Genomic DNA, 25180 nt, shown 5'->3' with positions numbered 1-25180 from the left:
TCCATCCCCATGATCACCTGCTACCTGCGCTACATCATCGACCCGTTCAAGGCCAAGGAATTCGAGCACTACGGCAAGACCTGGATTCCGCTGGTCGAGAAGTTCGGCGGCAAGCACCACGGCTACTTCCTGCCGTCCGAAGGTGCCAACAATGTGGCGCTGGCCATGTTCAGCTTCCCCAGCATGGCGCTGTACGAGGAGTACCGCATCAAGTCCATGCAGGACCCCGAATGCCAGGCGGCCTTCCGCTACGCGGAGGACACGCGCTGCATCCTCAGCTACGAGCGCAGCTTCATGCGCCCGGTGTTCGGCTGAACCTCCCCCGCGCCACGCCCATGTGCGTGGCGCGCGTTTGCAAATACGGAATCGGTATTTTCACAACTGAAGCACGCTAACTAGCATCCATCCCATTGCAATCTTTTGAGGATGGAGCGCGTGAACAAGCGTCGTTTCCTGCTGGCCGGCCCTTCTCTGCTGGCCGCTGCCGCCCTGGCTTCCACCACCGCCGCGCGGGCTGCGGCCGACCCCAGGACCCGATTGGTCGTCGCCGACCAGAGCGAGCTGCTGCGCCACCTGCTGGATGCCAGCGGCGAGCGCAAGCGCCTGGGCTTTCAGCTGGAGCTGCCCAACTTCGCGGGCGGCCCGGCCATCTTCGAGGCCATACGCGCAGGCGCGCTGGACATTGCCTATGTGGGCGACACGCCGCCCATCCAGGCGCGCGCCGCCGGTGTGCAGCTGCCCATCATCGCCACCTTCACGCGCGAGCGCGCCCAGTACCGGCTGGTGCAGCGTGCCGATGCAGGCATAGAGCGCCTGGCCGACCTGCGCGGCAAGCGCCTGAGCTATGTGGAAGGCTCGGGCCGCCAGGTCTTCCTGATCGAGGCATTGACACGCGCGGGCCTGACGCTGGCCGACGTGAAGCTGGTCAACCTGCGCGTGGCCGAACTCAACGACGCGCTGCGCGCCAAGGCCGTGGACGTGGCCGTGCTCATGGAGCCCCATGTCACGCGCCTGGGCAAGCAGATCGGCGCGCGGCCCGTGCCCGATCCGCAGGAGCGCACGCTGCTGCCCGCCACCTCGTACCTCTATGCCCGGCCCGAGGTGCTGGCCGACCCGGCCAAGTCCCAGGCCATCGTCGATTTCCTTGGCGCCTTCGTGCGCGCAGGCAAGTGGAGCAATGGCCACGAGCAGGAATGGGGCCGCCACTACTACACGCAGTTCCAGCGCATCGATGCGGAGAGCACGGCGGCCATCCTGGCATCGCAGTCCGACCTGCTGTTCCAGACGGCCGCCGAGGCGCAACCCCACCACCAGAAGCTGATCGACATCCTGCACGCCGCCGGCAGCCTGCCGCAGCGGCTGGATGCGGCCGGCTCCTTCGTGTCCACCTACGACCGCGTGATCGTGGCCAACCGATGAACCGGCCAGAAAACACACGATGACGCAAGCGCAACTGGATATCAACGCGGCCGGTCTGGCACCGGCCACCGCAGCCACCGCTCAATCCGAGCCCGCCACCCGGGCCGCCGTGCAACTGGTGCCCGCGCGCCTGTCGCAGGGCGCGCTGCTGGTGGGCCCCGGCCTGCTGCTGGTGCTGTGGGAGGCGGCCTCGCGCCTGGGCTGGCTGTCGCCCGAGACACTGACCGCGCCCTCGCAGGCCCTGGTCGCCGGCTACGGCATGGTGGCCGACGGCAGCCTGCTGCCCCACCTGCTGGCATCGGCAGGCCGTGCCTACAGCGGGTTGCTGCTGGGCGTGGTGGCTGGCGTGCTGCTGGCCCTGGCCTCGGGCCTGACGCGCACGGGCGAGGCCCTGCTCGACGGCTTGGTGCAGATCAAGCGCGCCGTGCCCACGCTGGCGCTGATTCCCCTGGCCATCATCTGGCTGGGCATTGGCGAGTCCATGAAGATCTTTCTGATCTTCACGGCCGTGCTGGTGCCCGTCTACATCAATACCCACGCGGCCCTGCGCGGCATCGACATCGGCCATGTGGAGCTGGCCCAGACCCTGGGCCTTTCGCGCGCCGAATTCATCCGCAAGGTGGCGCTGCCGGGCGCGCTGCCGGGCTTCTTCGTGGGCTTGCGCATTGCCGTGTCGCTGTGCTGGACGGCGCTGGTGGTGCTGGAGCTGATCAACACGCAGACCGGCATCGGCTACCTCATGAACCGCGCCCGCGACTGGGGGCAGACCGATGTGATCGTGGTGGGCATCCTCATCTACGCCCTGCTGGGCCTGCTGTCCGACGCCGTGGTGCGCCGCGTCGAGGCGCATGTGCTGTCCTACCGGAGGTCGCTGGGATCATGAGCCATCACCCCACCCCGGGCGCCGTGCGGCTGCAGCGCTTCACGCGCAGCTTTGGCGGCAAGAACGTGCTGGACGCCATCGACCTGGACATTGCCCCGGGCCAGTTCGTGGCCCTGCTGGGCGAGTCCGGCTCGGGCAAGACCACCTTGCTGCGCGCGCTCGCCGGGCTGGACGGCCATGCGCAGTCCAGCGGCGCGGCCAGTGCGCAGGGCAATGTCTCCGTGCTGTTCCAGGACGCGCGCCTGCTGCCCTGGCTGTCGGTGCTGGACAACCTCACGCTGGGGCTGGACGCCCGCGCCGTGCTGCCCGCAGCACGGCAAATCCTGCACGACGTGGGCCTGCAGGACAAGGCTGGCGCCTGGCCCGCCACGCTGTCGGGCGGCCAGAAGCAGCGCGCCTCGCTGGCCCGCAGCCTGCTGCGCGACCCGCACGTGCTGCTGGCCGACGAGCCCTTCGGCGCGCTGGACGCGCTCACGCGAATGCGCATGCACGGCCTGCTGCTGCGCCTGGTCGAGCGCATACGGCCCACGGTCATCCTCGTCACGCACGACGTGGACGAATCCCTGCTGCTGGCCGACCGCATCCTGGTGCTCAGGGACGGCCGCATCGCCGAGGACCACGCCGTGGACCTGCCCCATCCCCGCCGCCCCGACCATCCTGCCTTCATGCAGCTGCGCGCCACCTTGCTGCGCAGCCTGGGCGTCGAGACAGAGATCGCCTGACGCCGGCCCCGCCCGCGAAACAACCCACACAACAAAGGACTGCTCCCATGTCTCGGCAACTGCACCTGAACCTGTTCCTCATGACGCGCGGCCACCACGAAGGCGCCTGGCGCCATCCCGGCGCCAACCGCAAGGCGCTCACCGACCTGGAGCTGTACGTCGATGCCGCACGCATCGCCGAGGCCGCCAAATTCGACGCCGTCTTCCTGGCCGACAGCCTGGTCGGGCCCGAGAACGGCCAGCAGATCACCTCGGGCCTGCTGGACCCGCTGGTGCTGCTGACGGCACTGGCGCTGCGCACCGAGCGCATCGGCCTGATCGGCACCGCCTCCACCACCTACAGCCATGCCTATACGCTGGCGCGCCAGTTCGCCTCGCTGGACCATCTGTCCAAGGGGCGGGCGGGCTGGAACATCGTCACCTCCTGGGCGCCCAATGCGGGCCTGAACTACGGCCTGGCCGACAGCGTGGACCACGGCGACCGCTACCGCATCGCCGAGGAATTCGTGTCCGCCGTCGATGCGCTGTGGCGCAGCTTTCCAGCCAGCGCCCTGCTGGACGACACGGCGGCCGGCCAGTTCCTGGACGCATCGCAGATCCGGCCCATCCACTTCGAGGGCAAATACATCCGCACGCGCGGCCCGCTCAACGTGCCCGGCAGCCCGCAGGGCCGGCCCGTCTTCGTGCAGGCCGGCCAGTCCGAATCGGGCCGTGCCTTTGCCGCGCAATGGGCCGAGGCCATCTTCACGGCCCACGGCTCGCGGGAATCGGCCCAGGCCTTCTATGCCGACATCAAGGGACAGGCGCAGCGGCTGGGCCGCCGTCCGCAGGACATCGTGATCCTGCCCGGCATCAGCGCCGCCATCGGCTCCACCGAATACGAGGCGCGCCAGGTCTGGGAAGAGCTCGACAGCCTGACCAGCATCGAGGTCGGCCTGGCCCGCCTGTCCGCACGCTTTGGCGGCCACGACTTCTCGGCCGTGCCGCTGGACCGCCTGCTCACGCGCGACGACTTCCCCGATCCCGACAAGGTCGAAGCCTCGCGCAGCCGCGCCGTGGGCTACGTGGAAACCAGCCTGCGCGACGGCCTCACCCTGCGCGGCCTGCTCAAGCGCCTGGCCGGCGCCCGCGGCCACCTGGCCGTGGCCGGCACGCCCGAACAGGTGGCCGACATCATCGAAGACTGGTTCAGGCACGGCGCAGCCGACGGCTTCAACGTCATGCCGCCCATACTCAACCAGCAGTTCGAGCTGTTCACCAGCGAAGTCGTGCCGATCCTGCGCAAGCGCGGCCTGTTCCGCGAGGAATACGAAAGCCGCACGCTGCGCGGGCATTTCGGGCTGGGGGAGCTGGCGGGGACGGGAGCGGTTGATGCCCCAGCCGCCCGCCCAAGGGAGCAAGCGCTGGCGGCTTGACCGATGCGGCGCTGCGGCTGCACAGACGGGCCTACAGCAGAATGTCCGCCGTGGGGTACTTCCAGAAGTCGCGCAGCAGGTAGCTGATCGGCAGGTTCAGATTCGTGGAGTTGGGTGGAATCGGCTGCAGGAACCACTTCTCGTAGATGGGGTGGATTTCGCGGCTGGTGATGATCCGCTTCATCTCTTCATCGACCAGTTTCTTGAACGCGGTATCGGCCTTCGGCAGCATGATCGCCAGGGGTTCGGTGGACAGGAACTTGCCCACCACCTTCAGGGCACGTGGATCGGGCCGTGCAGCGGCCAGCCCGTTGAGAAGCACGTCATCCATCACGAACGCGTCGGCTTCGCCCTTCTCCACCATCTCCAGGGCCCTCGCGTGATCGGGGGCCTCCACAATGGTGATGCCCATGAGGCGCTGCCTGTTGGCCTGCGTCACCAGGGCCATCGGGCTGGTGCCCTTGGTGGAAACCAGCTTTTTGCCCTTGAGATCTTCCATCGCGTTGATGGTGCTGTCGGCCTTCACGAGCATCCGGGCGCCGGTGATGAAATGGGGAACCGTGAACGCCACGGTCTGGCGGCGCTGCGCGTTGTTCGTGGTCGAGCCGCACTCCATGTCGGCCTTGCCCTGCTCGATCGCGGCCATGCGATTGGCGGGCGTGACCATCAGGAACTCCACCTTCATGTCCTTCCTGCCTGTCTGCTTGCGCAACGCCTCGGCCAGGCGAAGGCACAGATCCAGCGCATAACCGACGGGCTTGCCGCTGCGGGTGTCGATGTAGGAGAAGGGAACCGACGATTCCCGGTGCGCAATCACCAGCGCGCCACCGGCCTGGATCTTGTCCAGCACACCGGCTGCAGAGACACCGCTCAAGGCCGACAGGCCCAACGCACCCAACGCAATTCCCCACTGGCGAAAGATCATCTGAGTCCTTGGCTCGCAAGCGCCGGGCGGCGCCCAGCAGGTTGTGACAGGTTATACACGTATTGTTACCAGGTGCGCAAACCTGGGCTGCTGGCGGTTTCGATGGCAGCTTGGGCACTGGCTTTTCCCCCTCCCCCGTTATGGCAGGATCACCAGCACCAGAATTACCGAGGGAACTCCCATGCTGATCAACTGCGTTGCCTACGAAAACGGGGCCAAGCTGGCGGACATTCCTGTCGCCGACATCAGCAACTACATAGAGCGGCCCGGCTGCTTCGTCTGGGTGGCGCTGGCGGACGCCACGCCGGCCGAGCTGGAGGAGATGCGCCAGGAGTTCGGCCTGCATGCCCTGGCCGTGGAAGATGCGCTGCACGGCCACCAGCGGCCCAAGCTGGAGGAGTACGGCAGCTCGCTGTTTGCCGTGATGCACCTGCTCGAGCCCGAGCCCGAGCGGCCCGGCCACTTCAACCACGGCGAGGTCGATGTCTTCGTGGGCTCCAACTACGTGCTGTCGGTGCGCAACCGCAGCAAGCGCGGTTTCCTGGGCGTGCGCGAGCGCTGCGAGAGCGAGCCGGAGCTGCTGCGCCACGGCTCGGGCTTTGTGCTGTATGCGCTGATGGATGCGGTGGTGGACCGCTACTTTCCCATCATCGACGCGCTGGAGGTGGAGCTGGAGCAGATCGAGCAGCAGATCTTCACCAAGGGCGCGGCGCGCGACAACATCAAGCAGCTGTATGAACTCAAGGGCCGCGCCATGGACCTCAAGCATGCCGTGGCCCCCCTGCTGGAAGCCGTGGGCAAGCTCAACGGCGGGCGCGTCCCCCAGATCTGCGTGGGCTCCAGGGACTACTTCCGCGATGTGATGGATCACCTGGGCCGCATCAACGCCCAGATCGACACCATGCGCGACACCGTGGGCACGGCCATCCAGGTGAACCTGTCCATGGTGTCCATCGAGGAAAACGAAGTCACCAAGCGGCTGGCAGCCTGGGCCAGTATCTTCGCCATCTGCACGGCCTTTTTCGGCGTCTGGGGCATGAACTTCGAGAACATGCCCGAACTGAAGTGGCAATACGGCTATCCGGCCGCGCTGCTGTTCGTGCTGGGTGTTTGCGGCCTGCTCTACTACAAGTTCCGCAAGGCGGGGTGGCTGTAGGCGGCGGGAAGACGAGCGGTGCCAGGGTATTCACCCAGCCGCACCGTCACAGCCGCGTCACACATCCACGCCACCATCCCAGGCGCCAACTCCTGGACGCCCGGATTCCCCACCATGTACGACGAACTTCTGCCCGACCACCATGATTCGCTGATGCAGCGCATCGAACGCGATCTGCTCGACAGCTACGACGAAGAACTGGAGATGGAGATAGACGACGCCCGCCTGGGCAGCGGTGGCGACGATCTGGACGGTGCCGACACCGTGAGCCGCCAGACCTACTTCCGCGAGCTGCTGCGCCTGCAGGGCGAGCTGGTCAAGCTGCAGGACTGGGTGCAGCACCACAGGAAAAAGGTGGTCATCCTCTTCGAGGGCCGCGATGCGGCCGGCAAGGGCGGCGTGATCAAGCGCATCACCCAGCGCCTGAACCCTCGCGTGTGCCGCGTGGCCGCCCTGCCCGCGCCCAACGACCGCGAGCGCACGCAATGGTATTTCCAGCGCTATGTCTCCCACCTGCCTGCGGGCGGCGAGATCGTTCTCTTTGACCGCAGCTGGTACAACCGCGCCGGCGTGGAGCGCGTGATGGGCTTTTGCTCCGACGAGGAGTACGAGGAGTTCTTCCGCTCCGTGCCCGAGTTCGAGAAGATGCTGGTGCGCTCGGGCATCACGCTGGTGAAGTACTGGTTCTCCATCACCGACGAGGAGCAGCACCTGCGCTTTCTGGGCCGCGTGCACGACCCGCTCAAGCAGTGGAAGCTCAGTCCCATGGACTTCGAGAGCCGCCGCCGCTGGGAGGACTACACCAAGGCCAAGGAAGCCATGCTGGAGCGCACCCACATCGCCGAGGCGCCCTGGTGGCTGGTGCAGGCCGTGGACAAGAAGAAGGCCCGGCTCAACTGCATCTCCCACCTGCTGACGCAGCTGCCCTACGAGGAGATAGAGCACCCGGCCATCGTGCTGCCCGAGCGCACGCGCAACCCGGAGTACACGCGCAACCCGGTTCCCCAGCACATGTACGTTCCGGATCTGTACTGAGCGGCGGCCGGCGGCCGGCAGCGGGCTGCCGGCGTTCTCACGCCCCGTCTTCTCAAGACCCGTTTCCTCAAGCCTTCTGCGCCTCGCCATCCTCCACGGATGCCTCGGGCCACTCAGAGGACGCGGAGGGCTCGGAGGACTCGGACGACTCAGGCGTCTCTGGCGCTGGCTCTGCCTTGGCGACTGCAGCCGCCTGCGGCACCTCGGCAACCTCTACAACCTCGGCCGCACGCTTGCGCCGGTCCTGCTCCAGCAGCGCGGTCAGCGCCGCGTGGATGCGCTCCAGCGTGCCGCCCGGGTTGACCCACCAGTCCGTGGACCAGATGCGCAGAATCTGCCAGCCCAGGCCGCGCAGCACCTGCTCGCGCAGCTTGTCGCGGTCGCGCGCCGTGGCCGAGCGGTGGTAGGTGGCGCCGTCGCACTCCACGCCCGCCAGGTAGCTGCCCGCATGGTCCGGGTGCACCACGCCCAGGTCCACGCGGAACGAGGATGCGCCGATCTGCGTGTGCACGCGCCAGCCCTTGCGCTCCAGCGCCTGGGCCACGCTGGCCTCGAAGGGGCTGTCGAAATCGCCCTGGCTGCCATGGTGCGACTCGGCCAGCGCGCGCGGGCCGCGCTCGGCAAATTCCAGGAAGTGCTTGAGGTCGCGCACGCCCGCCGCCTGGGTGCGCGACAGGTCCATCTGCTCGCCACGCAGGCTGGAGAAGATGCGAAGCTCCTGCCGCGCGCGCGTCACCGCCACGTTCAGCCGCCGCTCGCCGCCATCGCGGTTGAGCGGGCCGAAGTTCATGGACACGGCGCCCGAGATATCGGGACCGTAGGTGATGGAAAAGTACATGATGTCCCGCTCGTCGCCCTGCACGCTTTCCAGGTTCTTGACGAAGACGGGCTCCAGCAGCGCATCGGAGAAAAACGGCTCCAGCCCCGGGTCCTTGCGGCGCTCCTCGTCCAGCAAATCCTCGATCAGGCTTTGCTGCTCGGAGTTGAAGGTGACCACGCCGATGGTGGCACCCGACTGCGCAAACCCCGGCGACTTCAGCCGCGCCACCAGGTCGGCCACGAGGGCCTTGGCCTCGGGCTGGTTGATGCGGGCGCCACCTTTTTCATAGCGGCCCTGCACGGCGTGGAAGCTGACGGCGCGGTCATCGGTGACGGGCGAGGGAAAGGTCACCAGCCCGCCGCCGTAGTAGCGGTGGTTGCTGAAGGCGATCAGGCTTTCATGGCGCGAGCGGTAGTGCCACGACAGGTTGCGCGTGGGCAGGCTGGCGCCCAGGCATTCGTCCAGGATGCTTTCCATGTCGCCTTCCACGCCCTGCGTGTCGTCGTCGAAGGTGTCGGAGGTGTCGGCACGGCCGAAGAAGCTGGTGGGCGGCAGCTGCTTGGGGTCGCCCACCATGACCACCTGCCTGGCACGCGCCATGGCGCCGATGGCGTCCCAGACGGGAATCTGCGAGGCCTCGTCGAAGATGACGATGTCGAAGTTGCTGGTCTCGGCGCTCAGGTACTGGGCAATGGACAGCGGGCTCATCAGCAGGCAGGGCGTCAGGCGCAGCACGGCCGAGGGGATCTGCTCCAGCAGTTGGCGCAGCGGCAGGTGCTGGCGCTTCTTGGTGATCTCGCGCCGCAGGATGCCCCACTCGCTGTTGCGCTGGATGCTGTCGGCCGACGGCAGGCCCGCGCACAGCCGCGCACGTATCCACTGGCGCGTGACCGAGGTGAATTCATCGTCCAGCGCGCGGAAGTCGGCAATGCGCCGCTCATGCTCGGCAGAGACGAAGCGCTTGAGCACCTCGTCCTCGTCCACGGCCAGCGCCAGCCACCAGCGCGCGTAGTTGACCTCGAAGGCCTTGGGTGCCTGGGCCGGCTCCAGGCTGCCGGACTCGATGGCGTCGGCCAGCGCACCCAGCCCGCCCGCGCGGGCCGCGGCCTGGGCATTGCGCCAGGCGCACCAGGCATGCAGGCCGCCCTGCCCGGCCAGCACGCCGCCCGCCGTGGCCGCCAGCTGCTCGGCCGTGCGCTGGGCCAGGGCACGCTGCTGCGGCTCGCCATGGGCTGCCGCCGCGCTGAAGGGGTCTATGGCCGCGTGCAGGCCGGCCAGGCTGTCCAGCAACTGCTGGCAGGCCATGCCGACCGCGGCACCCTCGCCCAGCTCGGCGCTGCGCAAGGCCAGCACCTGGTGCAGGGCCTGGCGTGCCTGGGCCAGCTCGGCCTCCTGCCAGCCCAGCCCGGTCAGCCCTGCCTGCAGCGATCCCTGCAGGCGCAGCGCATGCTCCACGGCTTGCGGGCGCGTGTCCAGGCCGTCCCAGACGCCGGGGCAGCGCAAGCGCAGATCGTCCAGCGCCAGCAGCTGTTCCTCGATGGCGCTGCGGGCCGCCAGCTGCGCATGGGCCTGCTGCAGCGCCGCGCCACAACGGCCCTGGGCCACGGCGGCGTGCGATGCCATCAGGCCGCCCCGCCGCGTCAGTTGCAGGCGCTCGCGCTCGAAGGCCAGCGCGTCCTGCAAGGCCTGGGCATCGGTTTCCAGGCCGCGCCACAGGCCGTGGCTGGCATCGGCCAGCGGCAGGTAGCCATCGAGCTGGCGGTCGATCTGGTACAGGGCCTGCAGGCGCTGCACTTCGGCAGCCCAGCGCTCGCCGCCATGGCCTTCGGCCACGGCCTCCAGGCCGTCGAGCGAGAAGGATTTCTGCGCGCGCGCGGCCAGCAGGGCCGCATTGGCCTTCAAGGCGCTGCGCGCATGGTCGGTGCGCGTGCGGTGTCCGGCCCACAGGCCGTCGGCTGCGGCGCCGGGCTGGATCTGGTCCAGTTCCTCGCGCAGGCCCCGGATGCGCACCAGGGCGGCCAGGTCATCGGCCACGCGCGGCTCGCCCGCGCCTTCGATGGTGGCCTCCAGCGCCGCGCGCACCTTGCGCCGGCCCAGCCAGGACAGCGGCCACAAGGACTTGCCGGCCCTGGCCCATTCGCGCTGCAGCTGCGAGACATTGAGCTGGCCCACGCCCGCGCCGTACTTAACGGACAGGCCCTGGCGCAGCGCCGCGATCTCGTCGATGCACTGCAGGCCGCGTTCCAGCTCGTCGCCCAGGGCCACGGGCCAGGGCGTGCCCAGCCCGGCCTGCAGGCGCCGGCGCTGCGCCAGCAGGTCCAGCGCCTGGGCCAGGCGCGCCTGCAGCTCGGCCGGCCAGGGCGCCAGCATCTGTGCGGACAGATCACCGTGCTGCGCCAGCAGCTGCAGGCCCGATTGCAGGGATTCGCCAATGCGCGCGCCGTCAGGCAGCACGCAGAAAGCCAGGTTGCGGCCTGCGGCCGCAGGCAGCGCGCGCGCGATCACGCCCAGCGCCGAGCGCGCCTGGCGCCCCAGCGCCGGCCACTCGATGCGCAGCAGCCGGCCCAGCTGCTGCGCCGCCTCGGCAAAGCCCTGGCCTGCATCGTGCAGGGCCTGGGCGGCATCCACCATCTGCTGCTGCCAGCGCACGGACCAGTCGCTGGCCTGCACCGTGGCCAGCGGCCCGTCCTTCAGATGCTGCGCGCCCACGGCCTGGGCATTGGCCTGCAGGCGGCCCGCAGTCTCGCGCAAAAGGGCCAGGCCCGCTTCGTCATGGGCCTGGGGCGTGGGCCAGTGAAATCCCAGGCGCGGCAGCGCCTGGCCACCGGCCGCGGCGCCAATGGCGCGGTAGATGGTCCAGCCGTTGGCGTGGCGCCGGTGCAGGCGCTCCACATAGGCCGACAGCTGCTCGCGCAGGCGGCCGAGCTGGCTGGCCTTGGCGGCCCAGGCCTCGGCATCCACCTGGCCATGCGAGTCCCAGGATTTCTGCAACTGGCCCAGCACGTCGAGCTTGCGGCTCTTGTTGGAGTGCAGCTCCAGGCAGAACTCGCCCAGGCCCACTTCGCGCAGGCGGCGGTAGACCACGTCCAGCGCGGCGATTTTCTCGGCCACGAAGAGCACGCGCTTGTCCTCGGCCAGGCACTGCGCGATCAGGTTGGCAATGGTCTGGCTCTTGCCCGTGCCCGGCGGGCCGATGAGCACGAAGTCCTTGCCGCGCGCAGCGGCCATCACGGCCGACAGCTGCGATGAATCGGCCGGCAGCGGGCTGAAGACCTGCTGCGGCGCGAACTCCTGGTCCAGCCGCCGCGTGTCGGGAAAGGCGATCTCCGAGCGATAGGGCTCGCGCGGCGTGTCGATCAGGTGGGCGACCACGGGCGAGCTGCGCAGCTGGTCGGCGCGCTCGGCCAGGTCCTTCCACATCAGGTATTTGGCGAAGGAGAACATGGACAGCACCACGTCCTCGCTGACCTCCCAGCCGCGCACGTCCTTGATCGCCTCGCGCACGCGGGCCCAGATGCCGGTGATGTCCAGTCCGGCCTCGTCGCGCGGCAGGTCGCCTGCGGGCACGCCCAGCTCCAGCTGGAAGTCCTGGCGTAGCATCTCGACCAGCGTGGGGTTGAAGCGCGGCTCGTCCTCATGCGCCTGCAGCGTGAAGCCCGAGCGCGCGCTCTTGCGCTCCAGCGTGACGGGCAGCAGGATCAGCGGCGCGCGCACGCGCACATCGGGCTTGTCGGGCCGGCTCCAGACCAGAAAGCCCAGGGCCACGAACAAGGTGTTGGCGCCGCCTTCCTGCAGCGCGTTGCGCGCGCCGCGAAACAGCTCCACAAAGCGGCTGTCCAGCTCCAGCGGCTCCAGGTCGATGAAGACCTCGCGCCGCTGCAGCGCCTCTTCGGCGTGCGCGCCGCGCAGGTCTTCCAGGCTGCGCGCCTCGTGCAATGGCTGGCTGCGCGGGTCCTTGCCCTGCATGAGCTCGGGGCTGGGCAGCAGCTTGAGCACCTGGCCCCGGGCCAGCGTGTCCTCCAGCGCGGGCGCGGCCACCTGCAGCAGCAGCGATTTCTTGCCGGGCTTGAAGTTGAGCAGGGCATTGCGCAGCGACAGGTCCAGCAGCCGGCGCTGCCAGCGCGCCAGCCTGTCCTTGGGATCGAGCTGGGAGGTGGGCACTTCGCGTGTCTGCGCCTGCGCCAGGAGTTCGGGCGGCGGCTCCACGGTGAGCCGTGGCTCGGCCTGTCCTTCGCCGGCCTCGGGCGCGGCGTCCTGCGGCTGGGCCAGCGCCAGCGGGCGGATGCGCTGCATGCGTGCGCGCCGAACGTCCACCAGCAGCTCGAACTGGTCCTCATGCTCTTCGGCCAGCTGGCGCGCGCCCTGGGCAATGGCCTGGCTGAAGGCCACGGCCTGGCCTTGCGCGGCCAGCGTGGTCTCGAAGACCACCAGCTCCTGCAGCTTGAGCCGCTTGCGCACGGCCGTGATGTCATCGACCACGGCGGTCGAGAATTCCTGCCTGCCCAGCCACAGGCCCACGAAGGCATGGCCGCGCGTGAAGACCAGCAGCGGGTTCAGGTGCGCCTGCTCCAGGCAGGAGGCGAACAGCAGCGTCAGGTCCAGGCAGGTGGCCAGGCCCGCATCCAGTACCTGGGACGCGCCGCGTATCTTCTGGCCCGCATGCTCGAAGCTGGCCGGCGGCAGCGCGTAGTTGAGTTTCTTCTGGAGCACGGAGGTCCAGATGGCCGAGGCCAGTTCCCAGGCCCGCTGCGGCCCCTGTTCATAGCCGTTGATGGCGCCGGACTTGCCCGCCGCCTCCAGCGCCTGCGCCGCGCCCTTGAGGATGCGGTCCACGGCCGGATCATTGGGTTGCACGAAGGCCGCCACCATCTCGGGCAAATGCCCCAGGCCGCCCCACTGGTTGCGGGCCAGCAGTTCCAGCGGGTGTTCGTGCCGGGCCAGCACCGTCTGTGCCGGCTGGCCGCTGCGCAGCTCCAGCCGCAGCACGGCAGGCTCGGCCTCGGTCAGGCGCGAGAGCAAGGCGCCGTCCAGCGCCACATCCAGGTCGGTCAGCGCATAGGTGCTGTGCGCGGCCACCGACTCCAGGCGCCAGGTGCGCGGCTTGATGAAGGCAGGCTCCGAGGCCAAGTGCAGGCTCAGCGCCTGCAGCGGCAGCTCGCCCTCGTTGACGATGGCCAGCTCCAGCAGCGCGGGCACGGCGTTCTGGAAGTCGGCGAGATTGAGCTTGGCGACGGTGCCGATGCGCAGCTGCGGGGCCGTCTGCGGCGCCTGGGCGGCGGCGGGGGCGGCATCTGCGGGGGAATCTCGGCGGGGGTCTTCTGTCATGCGCGGTAGTCCTTGGCTGGCCAGCAGGCGGCGGGAACTGTCGAAATCCCGTCATATTCCTGGCCTGACGATTGTCCGCTGCGAATGGGGCGCCGTGTCCGAGATGGGCGGTTTTCAGGGGTCACTGTTTGCAAAAAATGAGAGCAGGAAACCGCGCCGAGAGCGCCAATCCGCAGGGCCGGCCATCACTTCATCAATCACTTCATGTACGAGCGCATCACCGACAGCACCAGGTCCACGTCGTCATCACGGGCCTGGCCGCCGGCCTCGCCATCGCCCAGATGGGTGCGCACATGGCCCTCGAGCACCTCGAAGATCATGCCGTTGACGGCGCCGCGCACGGCCGCCAGTTGCTGGAGGATGGCCGCGCAGTCGTGCTCGGCCTCGAGCGCGCGCTCCAGCGCCTGGGCCTGGCCCTGGATGCGGCGGATGCGCGTGAGCAAGCGCTTCTTGTTCTGAATCGTATGTGCCATGAGGGCCATTCTAGGCGCCTGCACATACTGGGGTACAGTATCTTCATGCACAGCATTCCATCCCTCTCGACCGCTGGCGGCGCCAGCCCCAGGCAGCATTCACACCGTTTCGACGAAGGCAACCCGCTGGGCGAGCGCCGTGCCATGCTGGCTGCGGGGCTGACGGCGGCCATGATGGTCGGGGAGATCGCAGGCGGGTACGGATTCAACTCCATGGCGCTGCTGGCCGATGGCTGGCACATGGGATCGCACGCGCTGGCGCTGGGGCTCTCAGCTGGCGCCTATGCGGCCGCGCGCAGATTGGCGGGCGATACGCGCTTTGCCTTCGGCACCTGGAAGATCGAGGTGCTGGCCGGCTACACCAGCGCCATCTTGCTGCTGCTGGTGGCGGGCGGCATGGCCTGGCAGTCGGTGCAGCGCCTGTTCTCGCCCTCGCCCATCCATTACGAGCAGGCACTGGGCGTGGCCGCGCTGGGCCTGCTGGTCAACCTTGTCTGCGCCTGGCTGCTGAAGGGCGGGCACGGGCATCACCATGGTCACGGTCACGGTCACGACCACGGACATCACCACGGGCACGGCAGGCATGCGCACGGCGGCCACGCGGGCGACCGCCATCACGGCGACCATGGCGACCACAGCGATCTCAACCTGCGCTCGGCCTACCTGCATGTGCTGGCCGATGCCGCCACCTCGGTGATGGCCATCGCCGCCCTGTTCGGCGGCATGGCCTGGGGCCTGGGATGGCTGGACCCGGCCATGGGCCTGGCCGGCGCCGTGCTGGTGGCGGCATGGGCCATGGGCCTGCTGCGCGACAGCAGCCGCGTGCTGCTGGACGCCGAGATGCACGCCCCCGTGGTCAGCGAGGTGCGTGAGGCCATCGCCCAGGCGCCGTTTGCCGCGCAGATCTCCGACCTGCATGTCTGGCGCGTGGGCAAGGCGCGCTACGCCTGCATCGTGGCACTGGACGCGCCCGCAGGCGTGGACCCCGATGCCGTGCGCCAGTTGCTTGGCGTGCACGAGGAACTGGTCCACGTCACGGTGGAGGTCAACCGGCCGCAGCCGGCTGCGACACACTGAGCCTACTGCGCGCCGGCCACCGCAGCCTGGCGCGCACCGGGCTGCTTGAACAGCTTGAAGTAAGGCGTGTTCGACGGATTCACCGGGATGTCGAACTTGCGCACCATGGCATAGGTCTGGATCTGGTCGTGCAGCGGCAGGTAGATCAGCTCCTTTTGCACCGTGCTCCAGATGGAGTGGATGGTGGCATCGCGCTTGCGCGCATCGCCCTCGGAGGCCAGGGAGACGATCTGGCTGTCCAGCTCGGCATTGCTGTAGCGCGTGGCATTGGTGTTGCCCCGGCCGTTCTTGCCGCGCGTGTGCACCAGGTAGTCGAAGACATAGGCCGAGTCATAGGTGGGCACGCCCCAGCCGTAGAGGTAGAAATCCGTCTCCTGGTTGTTGATGGCCGCCGTCTGGATGGCCAGCGGCCGGGACGACACGGCCGTCTTCACGCCGATGCGGCCCAAAAAGCCGGCGATGGCCTGGCAGATGGCCTCGTCGTTCAGGTAGCGGTCGTTCGTGCAATGCAGGGTGATGCCGAAGCCGTTGGGATAGCCGGCCTCGGCCAGCAGCTTCCTGGCCTGGGCCAAGTCGGCCTTGCCCACGGCGCCAAAGGATTTCTCGTAGCCATGCACAAAGGGCGGCGCAATGATGTTGGTGGGCACGGACAGGCCGCGCATCACGGCGCGCTGTATGGCCTGCCGGTCTATGGCCAGCTGGAAGGCCTGGCGCACGCGCAGGTCAGCCAGCGGGTTCTTGTCCTTCACATCGGAATGCGACAGCGGGGCGGCGCCCACGTTCAGGCCCAGGAAGATGGTGCGGTTCTCGGCGGCCTGGTTGATGCGAAAGCGCGGGTCGGCGCTCAGGCGCGCAATGTCCTGGATGGGCAGGTCCTGCACGAAGTCCACCTCGCCCGACAGCAGCGCCGCCACGCGCGTGGCCTGGGACTTGATGGGCAGGTAGACCAGTTCGTCGATCTCCAGCGGGAACAGCCCCTTGCCCCAGTAGCCGGGAAACTGCCGCAGCACGGTGCGCGTGTCCTGCTCGCGCGAGGCGATGACGTAGGGCCCCGTGCCGTTGGCGTTGCGCGTGGCGTAGTTCTCTTCCTTGGCCAGCGCGTTCTGCGGCTGCTCGGCACCATGGGCCTTGGCCCAGGCGGCGCTCAGGATCTGGATGTTGATGAGGCTGGCCGGCAGCAGCGGGTTGGGCCCGTTGGTCCTGATGTGCACGGTGAAGGCATCGACCTTGGTCACGTCGGTGATCGAGGTCAGCAGCGAGCGCATGTCCGAGGTGGCCGAGCGCGCGCGGCGCAGCGAGAACAGCACGTCGTCGGCCGTGAACAGGCTGCCGTCATGAAACTTCACGCCCTTGCGCAGCTTGAACTCCCAGACCGAGGGGTCGGCAGTCAGCGCCCAGGACGTGGCCAGGGTGGGCAGCAGCTTGCCATCGGCCGTGCGGATGATCAGCGGCTCGTAGATCTGGTGCAGCAGGTTGTGGTTGGGGCCGTTGTTCAGCGCGTGCGGGTCCAGCGTGGATGCGTCGGTGGAGCGCGCCCAGCGCAGGGTTTCGGCCTGGGCGGGCGGTGCGCACAGCAAGGCTGCGGCCAGGGCGGGGAGCAGTGCGGAAGTTCGCAGGGTGCGCAAGTGGGTGCGCAGCAGGGAAAGGCGAGGCAGGAAGCGTCTTTGGGTCATGAAGTGTCCTGGCAGCCGGAACAAGATCGCAGAAAGGCGGCGGCGGGTGCCGCGCCGGCTGCACCAGACGGCCGATTGTGTGGAGCCACCAGCCCGCCGCAAAGCCCGATTGCGCCTATGCAAATGCGCTGCGCGCAGATGCAAAGCGCTGCGACAGCAGGGCGTACAGCGCGCGCAGGCCCTGGGCTTCGCCGCCCCTGGGCCGGCCGGGGCGCTCCTCCAGATTCCAGGCGAACAGGTCCAGGTGCAGCCAGGGCAGCTCGGGCGGCACAAAGCTTTCCAGGAACAGCGCAGCCGTGATGGCGCCGCCCTGTGGCGTGCTGGCGGCGTTGAGCAGGTCGGCCTGGTCGGAACGGAGCATGCGGCGGTACGGCGCCCACAGGGGCAGGCGCCACAGCGGGTCGGCCTGCGCGCGGCCCTGGGCCAGCAGCGCATCGGCCCAGCCGTCATGGTTGCTGAACAGCGCAGGCAGGTCCGGCCCCAGCGCCGTGCGCGCAGCGCCCGTGAGCGTGGCCAGGTCGATCAGCAGCGCGGGCGGCGTGGGCGCGCTGCGAATGGCGTGGTGCAGCGCATCGGCCAGCAGGAGCCGGCCTTCGGCATCGGTGTTCTCGATCTCCACGCGCCGGCCGTCACCGGCCTCGATGATGTCGCCGGGCCGCAGCGCACCGGCACCCACGGCGTTCTCCACCGCAGGCACCAGCAGCTTCAGGTGGATGGGCAGGCCCGCCTGCATCAGCAGATCGGCCAGGGCCAGGGCGTGTGCGGCGCCGCCCATGTCCTTCTTCATCCAGCGCATGCCTGCGGCGGGCTTGAGGTCCAGCCCGCCGGAGTCAAAGCACACGCCCTTGCCGATGAGCACCACATGGGGCAGCGCGGCATCGCCCCAGGTCAGCTCGGCCACGCGCGGCGCCTGGGCCGCCTGGGAGGCCTGGGACGCCGCCCGACCCACGGCGTGCACCAGGGCAAAGCCTGCGGCAGGCAGTTCGTCGCCCACCCATTGCCGGTAGCGCGCGCCATGGCGCGCGGCCAGGTCGGCCACGGCCTGGGCCAGCTGTTCGGGACCCAGCTGGTTGGCAGGCAGGTTGACCAGCCGCCGCACCTCGCCAATGGCGGCGGCCATTGGCGCAACAGCGGCCTGCTCATCAGGGCTTGCCACCAACTGAGCGAGTGATGGAGCGGTTGCCGCATCCGACTGCCGCGTCTGGCGGGTCGATGGCAACGCGCCCAGTGCCCAGCCCAGGAGCAGATGCGGCCTCTGAGCCTCATCCGCATCGGCGAGCGCATAGGTGCCGGGCGGCAGCGCAGGCGGCAGGCCGGCCAGCTGCCACAGCGGCTGGTCCGGGTCCACGCCGACCAGCACGCCAGCGAGGGCAGTGCCATCGCCCTGCCCTTCGCTCTGCATGCCGGGCAACAGCAGGATGCGGCCCGGCTGCGCATCAAAGCCTGCGGCGCGCGCCCATCGGGCCTGGGCCGGGGACAGTTGCTCCAGCACGGCCGCCAGCGTGGCGGGCGTGGCAAGGTGCAACGCCGTGGCGGGTTGGGATGAAATGGCAAAGGCGCCGGGACGGGAATCGGAATGGACAGTTGCGACGGGGCTGGACATGGCGTGGTCAAAGCGCGCCAGCCTAAAGGCCAGCCCGGCTATCGCAAACAAGCCTGCCGCATATGGATATGCGCATCTGGCGCTTTCCCGATACCGCCGCGCGCGATGCCCTGCTGGCGGGCATCAAGGCCAGCGGCTGGTACGGCTACTTCGACCATGTGAACGCGGCCAGCGGCACCGGTGGCCTGGAAAGCCATCTGAAGGCGCTGGCCGAGGTCTGAGGCGGACGGGCGATGGGTGATGAATGGGTGCAGGATGGATGCTGCAGCGCCGGCGCTACGGCTGAATCGGGCAGCCCAGACGCTTGAGCGTCTCGTCGATCCATGGCGCGCTGTAGGTACCGGCAGCGATGTCGGCCACCATCTTGGCCTCAACCATCTGTTTTCCATGTGCTGCATCCAGCAGGGCCTGCGCCTGCGCATAGGGTACGCACAGCAAGCCGTCGTCATCGCCAATCATGAGGTCGCCGGGCTCGATCACCATGCCATCGATGGCGATAGGCACATTGATTTCGCCCGGGCCATCCTTGTAGGGTCCGCGGTGCGTGACGCCCGCGGCGAATACCGGGAAGCTGCCAGCACGAATCCATGCCGCGTCGCGGATCGCGCCGTTGATCACGATGCCGCCCAGCTGGCGACGCATGGCGTCTCCGACCATGATTTCTCCGATGAGTGCGTTGGTGAGGTCGCCGCCCGCATCCACCACGATCACGTCACCTGGGCTGGCCAGTTGAAGTGCCTTGTGGAGCATGAGGTTGTCGCCCGGGCGTGTCTTGATGGTCAACGCGGGGCCGGCCATGCGCCCGCCGCCGTGCATGGGGCGCAGCCGCGCGCCGCCAGCCGTCATGCGGGCCATGCAGTCGCTGACGTTGGCGACAGGCACGTCGAGATAGCGCCTGGCAATATCCAGGCTGACAGCGCGTTGCCGCTTCAGAATTTGAAGACCGATCATGGTGTGGTGCTCAGAGTGGATGGAATGAAAGCCGTGCCGCTCAATCGAGCGTGGTGCCAGAGCTCTTGACGATGGGTGCCAGGCGTGCGCGGTCGCTGGCGTAGAGCCTGGCCATGTCCTGCGGTGTGCCGGTGATGAGTTCGGCGCCGGAGTCGGCGATCTTCCTGGCCGTGTCGGGTGCGTTCACCACCTTGTTGATGGCTTCGTTGAGCTGCCTGACGATGGCGTCGGAGGTGCCGGCCGGGGCCATCACGCCCCACACGCTGGCCAGCTCCACGCCCTTGATGCCGGATTCGGTGTAGGTCGGCACGTCGGGCAGCAGCTTGGAGCGGCTCGCGGTGGTCACGCCGATGGCGCGCACCTTGCCCGACTGGATGTGCGACAGCAGCGTGGGGATGGAGCCCATGTACATGTCGATGCGCCCGCCCAGCAGGTCGGGCATGGCCTGCGCCATGCCGCGAAACGGCACGTGGGTGAACTTCACATTCGAGCTTTTCTGCCAGGCCTCGCTGATGAGGTGCGAAATGGTGCCGGTGCCCGGCGTGGCAAAGCTCAGGCGCCCGGGTTCCTTCTTCGCCGCCTGGATGATGTCGTCCAGGGACTTGTACGGGGAATCGGCATTCACCACGAGCACGGCCGGGCCGGCTGCGACCAGGGCCACGGCGCGCAGGTCCTTGTCGGGGTTGTAGGTGAGCTTGGAGTACAGCAGCGGGTTGAGCACCACGTTGTCGGTCTGCGCCATCACCAGGGTCAGGCCGTCGGCGGGGGCCTTGGCCACCTGGTCCAGAGCCAGGTTGCCACCGGCACCGGGCTTGTTCTCCACCACGATGGCCCACCCATGGGCCTCGGTGAGCTTGGTGCCGACCAGCCGCGTGAGGTTGTCGGTGCCGCCACCGGCCGGAAAGGGCACGATGAACCTGATGGGCCGCTGCGGATAGGTGCCCTGGGCATGGGCCGGGGCCATGGCGGCAGCGGTCAGTGCCAGCAGGCCGGCGAGGGCCAGGCGGCGTCGGGTCGGGGTCGTCATTGCGGATGTCTCCTTTGGTGGTGTCGGTTGGCGCATGGGTACGTTGATCAGGCTTGGCTGGCGAGCACGTGGCTGCCCAGCCAATCGATGGCCTCGTCGGTGGAGGTGCCGGTGAACGGCTGGGCCGCATGCGCGCGGGCCGTGGCGGCGAACAGCGCCTCGACGGCGGGCGAGGCGATGGGCGCCAGGCCGTTGCGGGCCATCTGCTGCCGGGCCTCGGCCACCTCGTTGCGGCGGCGCGCGGAATGCGGGATGTGCGTGCGCACCATGGACTCCATCAGCGTGCGCAGCGGTGTCTCGTCGATGTCCTGCAGCATGGCATGCAGCTGCTCGCGCAGGCCCATCTGCTGGGCCGTCACCAGGCACTCCACGGCCAGCGCCTCGGTCCCCTTGGTGTAGATGCTGCGCAGGAGCTTGAGCGCGGCGGCATCGCCTGGCTGTCCGCCCACCACGCGAACGGAGCCGCCAAAGGGCAAGAACAATTCCTGTACAAAACCGGCCTTGCCACCGGCCACGAGCAGCGGCGTCTTCCTGCCGCCCAGGTTGACCGCGCCGGTGATGGCCACGTCCACGAAGTGCACCGCCCTGCCCTGGGCGACGCGCCGGGCCAGCTCGCCGCATTCGCGCATCTCCTGCGGGTCGGCCGTGGTCATGTCCACATAGACCACGCCATCGCGCAGATGGGGCAGGCAGGCCTCGAACAGGCTGCGCGCCACGGTGCCGAACACGGCGCTCACCACCACGTCGGCCTCGGCCAGCCAGGCACCGGGCGCGGTATGCACCTGCGCACCAGCGGCCTGCACGGCGTCGGCCACCGCAGCGTTGGGCTGCAGGTCGCACAGGCCCACCAGGCTGTGCCCCTGCTCCACAAAGGCCTGCATGTAGCAGGCGCCGACCATTCCACCACCCAGTATTGCGAACTTCATAAAAGTACAAATTTAAAACATTGAGCGCAGTCTATGGAGTGCATCCCCGATCCATTCATAGAGATTTCCCGTAGAACTGCGGATTTTTGTACTTGTTTTGTACTTTTCCGAATGAAGCGCGGCGCAGCGAGCCCCTCCGTCGTCACCTAGAATCGGCGCACCATCCCCACCCACCTGGTGCAAACACAGTGCAAAACGTGAAAGACAAGGCGTACGAGGTTCTGCGGCAGCGGCTCATCGGCGGCCACTACCGACCCGGCGAACAGCTCAAGGAAGAGCCCATTGCCCGCGACCTGGGACTGAGCCGCACGCCGGTGCGCAATGCGCTGCACCGTCTGGTGGAAGATGGCCTGGCCACCGATGGCGCGGGCCAGGGTATCCGCGTGTCGGAGTGGAGCGACTGGGATGTGGAGGAGACCTTCCAGCTGCGCATGCTGCTGGAGCCGTACGCCTCGTTCCTCGCGGCCACGCGCGGCGGCGAGGGGCTGGCCGATGAGCTGGAGGCCAGCAACCAGCGCATGGAGGCCGGCATTGCCGCTGGCCACGACGGCATTGGCGAGGTGCAGTCAGCCAACCGGGATTTTCACCACGCGCTGATCGAGGCATCGGGCTCGCCGCGCCTCAAGACCATGCTGGCGACGATGATCGACATGCCGATCATCAAGCGGTCGTTCTACATCTACACGCCCGAAGAGCTGGTGCAAAGCCTGCACCACCACTGCGACCTGGTGATCGCCATACGTGCCAGGGATGGGGAGCTGGCACGCCAGGTGATGCAGCTGCACCTGCGCATGTCCTACCACCGGTTCATGAAGCATCGGGGGGAATACCGCGCGGATGCATGAACGGTGTCATGACCGGGGCTGAACCCTTTGCGCTGACCGCACCCGGTACAGCCACGGCAGCCAGACAAAGGCGATGAGGACCAGCACAACGCCTGCCAGCGCCATGGGCAACACCATCGGCCAGGCACCGTGGCGCATGATCGGATCGACAAATTGCGCCGCCAGCTGGCCGGCGCAGAAGGCCACGCACATGATCGCGAAGCCCGAGCACGACACGGCCCGCCCGGCCAGCTGCGGCGGCAGGCCACCCACCGCGCCCGCCTGGCCGCAAGGCTGGTGCAGGCCATGGCCCAGCGCATACACCGCGTGCCCCAGCAGCAGTGGAAAGGGCGAGGCCGGCGCCAGCACGCAGCCGGCGATCTGGATGCACGGCCCCAGCAGACTGAGCGAAGCGCCCAGCTGCACCGTGCGCACCGGCCCGTGGCGCGACAGCAGGCGCCGGCACCATGTGATGCCCAGGATGTAGACCAGCGAGCCGCCCGCTGGAATCCAGCCATAGAGCACGGGCGACAGGCCGAACAGGTCGACGTACACCATCGGCGACAGCAGCAAAAAGCAGAAGATGCCGCCGTAGGTGGTTGCGGCCAGCGCCGTCCAGGCGCAAAAGCCGGGGTCGGCGAACACCTGGCGCACACCGCCAGCGGATACGGATACGGGTACGGATGCGATGACCGGGGCAGACTCCGCCGGCGCTTGCCGCGTCTCGCTGAAAGTGCGCCAGCACAGTGCCAGCAAAGCCAGCGAGTAGACACCCATCGCCACCAGCACCCAGCGCCAGCCGGCGGCCTGGACTGCCCATGCACCGGCAATCGGCGCCACCAGGGCCACCAGCCCCAGGCCCATCAGGCCGCGGGCCATGATGCGCGGACCTTCATGGGCCGGATACAGGTCGCGCACCGCAGCCCGTGCGCACACCAGGATGGCAGCCATGGCCGCGCCCTGCACGGCGCGCCAGGCCACCAGTGCGTCCGCGCTGCCCGCCAGCGCACAGCCTGCCGCCGCTGCCGTGTAGCAGGCCAACCCCGTCAGCAGAACGGGCCGGCGCCCGAAGCGGTCGGCCAGCGGCCCGCACACCAGCTGGGCGACACCGAAGGCCAGCATGAACACGGTCAGGCTGCTGCTGGCCGAGCCCAGGTCGCGCGCGATCTCGGGCAACGCCGGCAGATAGCCATCGGTGGCGACCGGCTGCGCGGCCAGCAGCAGCGGCAACAGCAGGAGGAAGGAAACGGCGCGGCGCGGGCCGGGATCGGCGAAGTTCATCTCAATGAAGCCTGGTCACGGCATGCAGCGCGTCGAGCGAGGGAGTTCGAAGGACGATACATGGCCAGTTGCGCGCCATGCATCCTATGCGACGGCGGACAGCACGGCCCGCAGGCCCAGCAGATAGCTGTCCGCGCCGAAGCCGCAGATCTGGCCCCGGGCGATGTCGGCAAACACCGAGTGGTGGCGGAAGGGCTCGCGCGCATGGATGTTGCTCATGTGGATCTCCACCACGGGCACGGTGAGCATGGCCAGAGCGTCGCGGATGCCGTAGCTGTAGTGCGTCCAGGCGCCGGCGTTGATGAGCACGCCATCGACGCCGTCCCGAAAGCCCTGGTGGATGCGATCGCACATGGCGCCTTCGCAATTGGTCTGGAAGCTGTCCACCTCGCAGCCCAGCTGGCCGCCCAGGCTGCGCAGCGAGGCGTCGATCTCGGCCAGCGTGACCGTGCCGTACTGCGCCGGATCGCGCTGGCCGAACATGTTGTGGTTGATGCCGTGCAGCATCAGGATCTTTTTCATGGTGGCTCCGTGGCTTGATGTCATGGATGAAGGATGGGCGCCGGTGGTGCCCGGGTCACGCCGTGGTGTCGATGGCGGCGCCCATGCGGGCAGCCTCTGCTATGGCTTCGGTGATCTGCAGGTTGCGCAGGCCGTCGTGCACGCTGACCAGGGGCTGCGCCAGGCCGCGCGCCACCTGCGCGAAATGCGCCATCTGGCGCACCAGCGGGTCTTCGCGCTCCACGGCGGCCACATCCAGGTCGAAGGGCTCATTCCAGGAGCGCTGGCCGGCCGATGCATAGGTCTTCAGCCGCATGCTCGGTATGGCCAGCGAGCCGAAGGTGCCCGCCACCAGGTAGCAGTCTTCGTCCTCATAGCTGGCATAGGCCTTGTTCTCCTGCGAGGTCTGCTCCCAGCTGTGCGCGCTGGCGGCCGTGTCCGAAAGCACAAAGCTGCCCAGCGCACCGCTGGCAAAGCGCAGGTTGATGGCCACCGTGTCTTCCACGGCAAAACCGCGCGTGGCATGCGAGGCGAAGGCCTGCACGGCCACGATGTCGCCGCACAGCATGCGCAGGTTGTGGACCTCGTGGATCATGTTGAGCAGGATGGGGCCGCCCCCGGCCTCGCGACGCCAGGGGCCTTCCTCGAAATAGGCGTCCGGCTTGTAGAACAGGGCCGCGCCGGTCACGGCCACCAGGCGGCCCAGCCGCCCCTGGGCAATGAGGGCTGCGGCCCGCGCCATGATCGGGCTGTGGGCGCGGTGGTGGCCCACCAGCACGCGGGCGCCGCTGCGCTCGGCCAGCGCGGCCAGGCGCTGCGCCTCGGCAACGGTGGCGGTGACGGGCTTTTCCAGCAGGATGGGCAGGCGCGCATGCATGCACTGCGCCGCCTGCGGGGCATGCAGGCGGTTGGGCATGGCCAGCACCACGGCGTCGGGCCGGTCATGGGCGATCAGCTCGCCCAGGTCGCGCCACAGCGGCACTCCGGCCCTTTGGGCAAGCTCCCGGGCTGCGGGCGCCGGGTCCACGATGGCGGACAGGCGGCAATCCGCCTGGGCCCCGATGGCGGCGATATGCGCCTGGCCGATCGCGCCGGCGCCGGCCACGGCAATGCGAAGCGGGTGCAGCTGTGCCATGGCATGCCC

20 protein-coding genes and 1 pseudogene are annotated in these 25180 nt (G+C 68.6%); 10 read left to right on the top strand and 11 right to left on the bottom strand.

Features of this window, described 5'->3' with window-relative positions; translation table 11 throughout:
- Nucleotides 1-9: 9 nt before the first annotated feature.
- The 5 genes from AAN986_RS11070 to AAN986_RS11050 all read left to right on the top strand — a co-directional run bounded on the left by AAN986_RS11070 (nt 10) and on the right by AAN986_RS11050 (nt 4439).
- Nucleotides 10-315, top strand: coding sequence for an NIPSNAP family protein (locus AAN986_RS11070; protein ID WP_016446410.1), 306 nt, complete (start codon nt 10-12; stop codon nt 313-315).
- A 111-nt stretch (nt 316-426) separates the two neighbouring features.
- Nucleotides 427-1419: an ABC transporter substrate-binding protein gene (locus AAN986_RS11065; RefSeq protein WP_016446411.1), complete on the top strand. Its 993-nt coding sequence runs from the start codon at nt 427-429 to the stop codon at nt 1417-1419.
- A 19-nt stretch (nt 1420-1438) separates the two neighbouring features.
- Complete coding sequence (locus AAN986_RS11060) at nt 1439-2302, top strand: ABC transporter permease (RefSeq protein ID WP_034366761.1); 864 nt, start codon at nt 1439-1441, stop codon at nt 2300-2302.
- Nucleotides 2299-3024 (top strand): ABC transporter ATP-binding protein, encoded by a 726-nt coding sequence (locus tag AAN986_RS11055; RefSeq protein ID WP_013801847.1) that lies wholly within the window; start codon nt 2299-2301, stop codon nt 3022-3024. Before AAN986_RS11060 ends, AAN986_RS11055 begins: the two co-directional genes overlap by 4 nt.
- Before the next feature lie 47 nt (nt 3025-3071).
- Nucleotides 3072-4439, top strand: a complete 1368-nt coding sequence (locus AAN986_RS11050) for an LLM class flavin-dependent oxidoreductase (protein ID WP_047216876.1) — start codon at nt 3072-3074, stop codon at nt 4437-4439.
- 31 nt (nt 4440-4470) lie between these two features.
- Here the strand turns inward: AAN986_RS11050 and AAN986_RS11045 are convergent, their stop codons facing one another.
- On the bottom strand, nt 4471-5364 hold the full coding sequence (locus tag AAN986_RS11045) for an amino acid ABC transporter substrate-binding protein (RefSeq protein WP_047216875.1): 894 nt from the start codon (nt 5362-5364) through the stop codon (nt 4471-4473).
- A 181-nt stretch (nt 5365-5545) separates the two neighbouring features.
- On the opposite strand from AAN986_RS11045, the gene corA reads away from it, so the two are divergent.
- Complete coding sequence (corA, locus tag AAN986_RS11040) at nt 5546-6520, top strand: magnesium/cobalt transporter CorA (RefSeq protein WP_012206223.1); 975 nt, start codon at nt 5546-5548, stop codon at nt 6518-6520.
- Between the two features lie 114 nt (nt 6521-6634).
- On the top strand, nt 6635-7555 hold the full coding sequence (gene ppk2 / locus AAN986_RS11035) for a polyphosphate kinase 2 (protein WP_046238364.1): 921 nt from the start codon (nt 6635-6637) through the stop codon (nt 7553-7555).
- Between the two features lie 67 nt (nt 7556-7622).
- Here ppk2 and AAN986_RS11030 read toward each other — a convergent pair whose 3' ends face one another.
- Both AAN986_RS11030 and AAN986_RS11025 read right to left on the bottom strand, forming a co-directional pair.
- The gene (locus AAN986_RS11030; RefSeq protein ID WP_047216874.1) at nt 7623-13700 is read right to left on the bottom strand and encodes a DUF4011 domain-containing protein; all 6078 of its coding nucleotides are present in this window, start codon (nt 13698-13700) and stop codon (nt 7623-7625) included.
- A gap of 197 nt (nt 13701-13897) precedes the next feature.
- On the bottom strand, nt 13898-14173 hold the full coding sequence (locus AAN986_RS11025; RefSeq protein WP_349335659.1) for a metal/formaldehyde-sensitive transcriptional repressor: 276 nt from the start codon (nt 14171-14173) through the stop codon (nt 13898-13900).
- Nucleotides 14174-14218: 45 nt separating this feature from the next.
- On the opposite strand from AAN986_RS11025, the gene dmeF reads away from it, so the two are divergent.
- Complete coding sequence (gene dmeF / locus AAN986_RS11020) at nt 14219-15250, top strand: CDF family Co(II)/Ni(II) efflux transporter DmeF (RefSeq protein WP_047216872.1); 1032 nt, start codon at nt 14219-14221, stop codon at nt 15248-15250.
- A 2-nt stretch (nt 15251-15252) separates the two neighbouring features.
- Here the strand turns inward: dmeF and AAN986_RS11015 are convergent, their stop codons facing one another.
- Nucleotides 15253-16923 carry an ABC transporter substrate-binding protein gene (locus AAN986_RS11015; protein WP_016451452.1) on the bottom strand — a complete coding sequence of 557 codons (1671 nt, stop codon included), beginning with the start codon at nt 16921-16923 and terminating at the stop codon, nt 15253-15255.
- Nucleotides 16924-17038: 115 nt separating this feature from the next.
- On the bottom strand, nt 17039-18526 hold the full coding sequence (locus tag AAN986_RS11010) for a leucyl aminopeptidase family protein (protein ID WP_047216871.1): 1488 nt from the start codon (nt 18524-18526) through the stop codon (nt 17039-17041).
- 68 nt (nt 18527-18594) lie between these two features.
- On the opposite strand from AAN986_RS11010, the pseudogene AAN986_RS11005 reads away from it, so the two are divergent.
- Nucleotides 18595-18747: pseudogene (locus tag AAN986_RS11005) on the top strand (DUF6616 family protein); the annotation flags it as partial.
- 55 nt (nt 18748-18802) lie between these two features.
- Here the strand turns inward: AAN986_RS11005 and AAN986_RS11000 are convergent.
- From AAN986_RS11000 to AAN986_RS10990, 3 genes are read right to left on the bottom strand one after another with little or no spacing between them, the layout of a single operon-like run.
- Complete coding sequence (locus tag AAN986_RS11000) at nt 18803-19477, bottom strand: RraA family protein (RefSeq protein ID WP_016451449.1); 675 nt, start codon at nt 19475-19477, stop codon at nt 18803-18805.
- Nucleotides 19478-19517: 40 nt separating this feature from the next.
- Nucleotides 19518-20504: a tripartite tricarboxylate transporter substrate binding protein gene (locus tag AAN986_RS10995; RefSeq protein WP_016450417.1), complete on the bottom strand. Its 987-nt coding sequence runs from the start codon at nt 20502-20504 to the stop codon at nt 19518-19520.
- A gap of 47 nt (nt 20505-20551) precedes the next feature.
- A complete protein-coding gene (locus AAN986_RS10990; protein ID WP_349335658.1) occupies nt 20552-21430 on the bottom strand; it encodes an NAD(P)-binding domain-containing protein in 879 nt (292 codons plus the stop codon).
- 188 nt (nt 21431-21618) lie between these two features.
- Here AAN986_RS10990 and AAN986_RS10985 point away from each other — a divergent pair, with 188 nt between their 5' ends.
- A complete protein-coding gene (locus tag AAN986_RS10985; RefSeq protein WP_012206234.1) occupies nt 21619-22275 on the top strand; it encodes a GntR family transcriptional regulator in 657 nt (218 codons plus the stop codon).
- Between the two features lie 6 nt (nt 22276-22281).
- Here AAN986_RS10985 and AAN986_RS10980 read toward each other — a convergent pair whose 3' ends face one another.
- The 3 genes from AAN986_RS10980 to AAN986_RS10970 all read right to left on the bottom strand — a co-directional run bounded on the left by AAN986_RS10980 (nt 22282) and on the right by AAN986_RS10970 (nt 25171).
- Nucleotides 22282-23535, bottom strand: a complete 1254-nt coding sequence (locus AAN986_RS10980; RefSeq protein ID WP_349335657.1) for an MFS transporter — start codon at nt 23533-23535, stop codon at nt 22282-22284.
- Nucleotides 23536-23619: 84 nt separating this feature from the next.
- The gene (gene aroQ, locus AAN986_RS10975; protein ID WP_349335656.1) at nt 23620-24057 is read right to left on the bottom strand and encodes a type II 3-dehydroquinate dehydratase; all 438 of its coding nucleotides are present in this window, start codon (nt 24055-24057) and stop codon (nt 23620-23622) included.
- A 55-nt stretch (nt 24058-24112) separates the two neighbouring features.
- Complete coding sequence (locus tag AAN986_RS10970) at nt 24113-25171, bottom strand: Gfo/Idh/MocA family oxidoreductase (RefSeq protein ID WP_349335655.1); 1059 nt, start codon at nt 25169-25171, stop codon at nt 24113-24115.
- Nucleotides 25172-25180 lie beyond the last annotated feature (9 nt).

It is taken from the genome of Delftia sp. DS1230 (genome assembly GCF_040112715.1).
Lineage (GTDB): Bacteria > Pseudomonadota > Gammaproteobacteria > Burkholderiales > Burkholderiaceae_C > Comamonas > Comamonas tsuruhatensis.
This window is presented reverse-complemented; position numbering and strand designations above follow the sequence as displayed.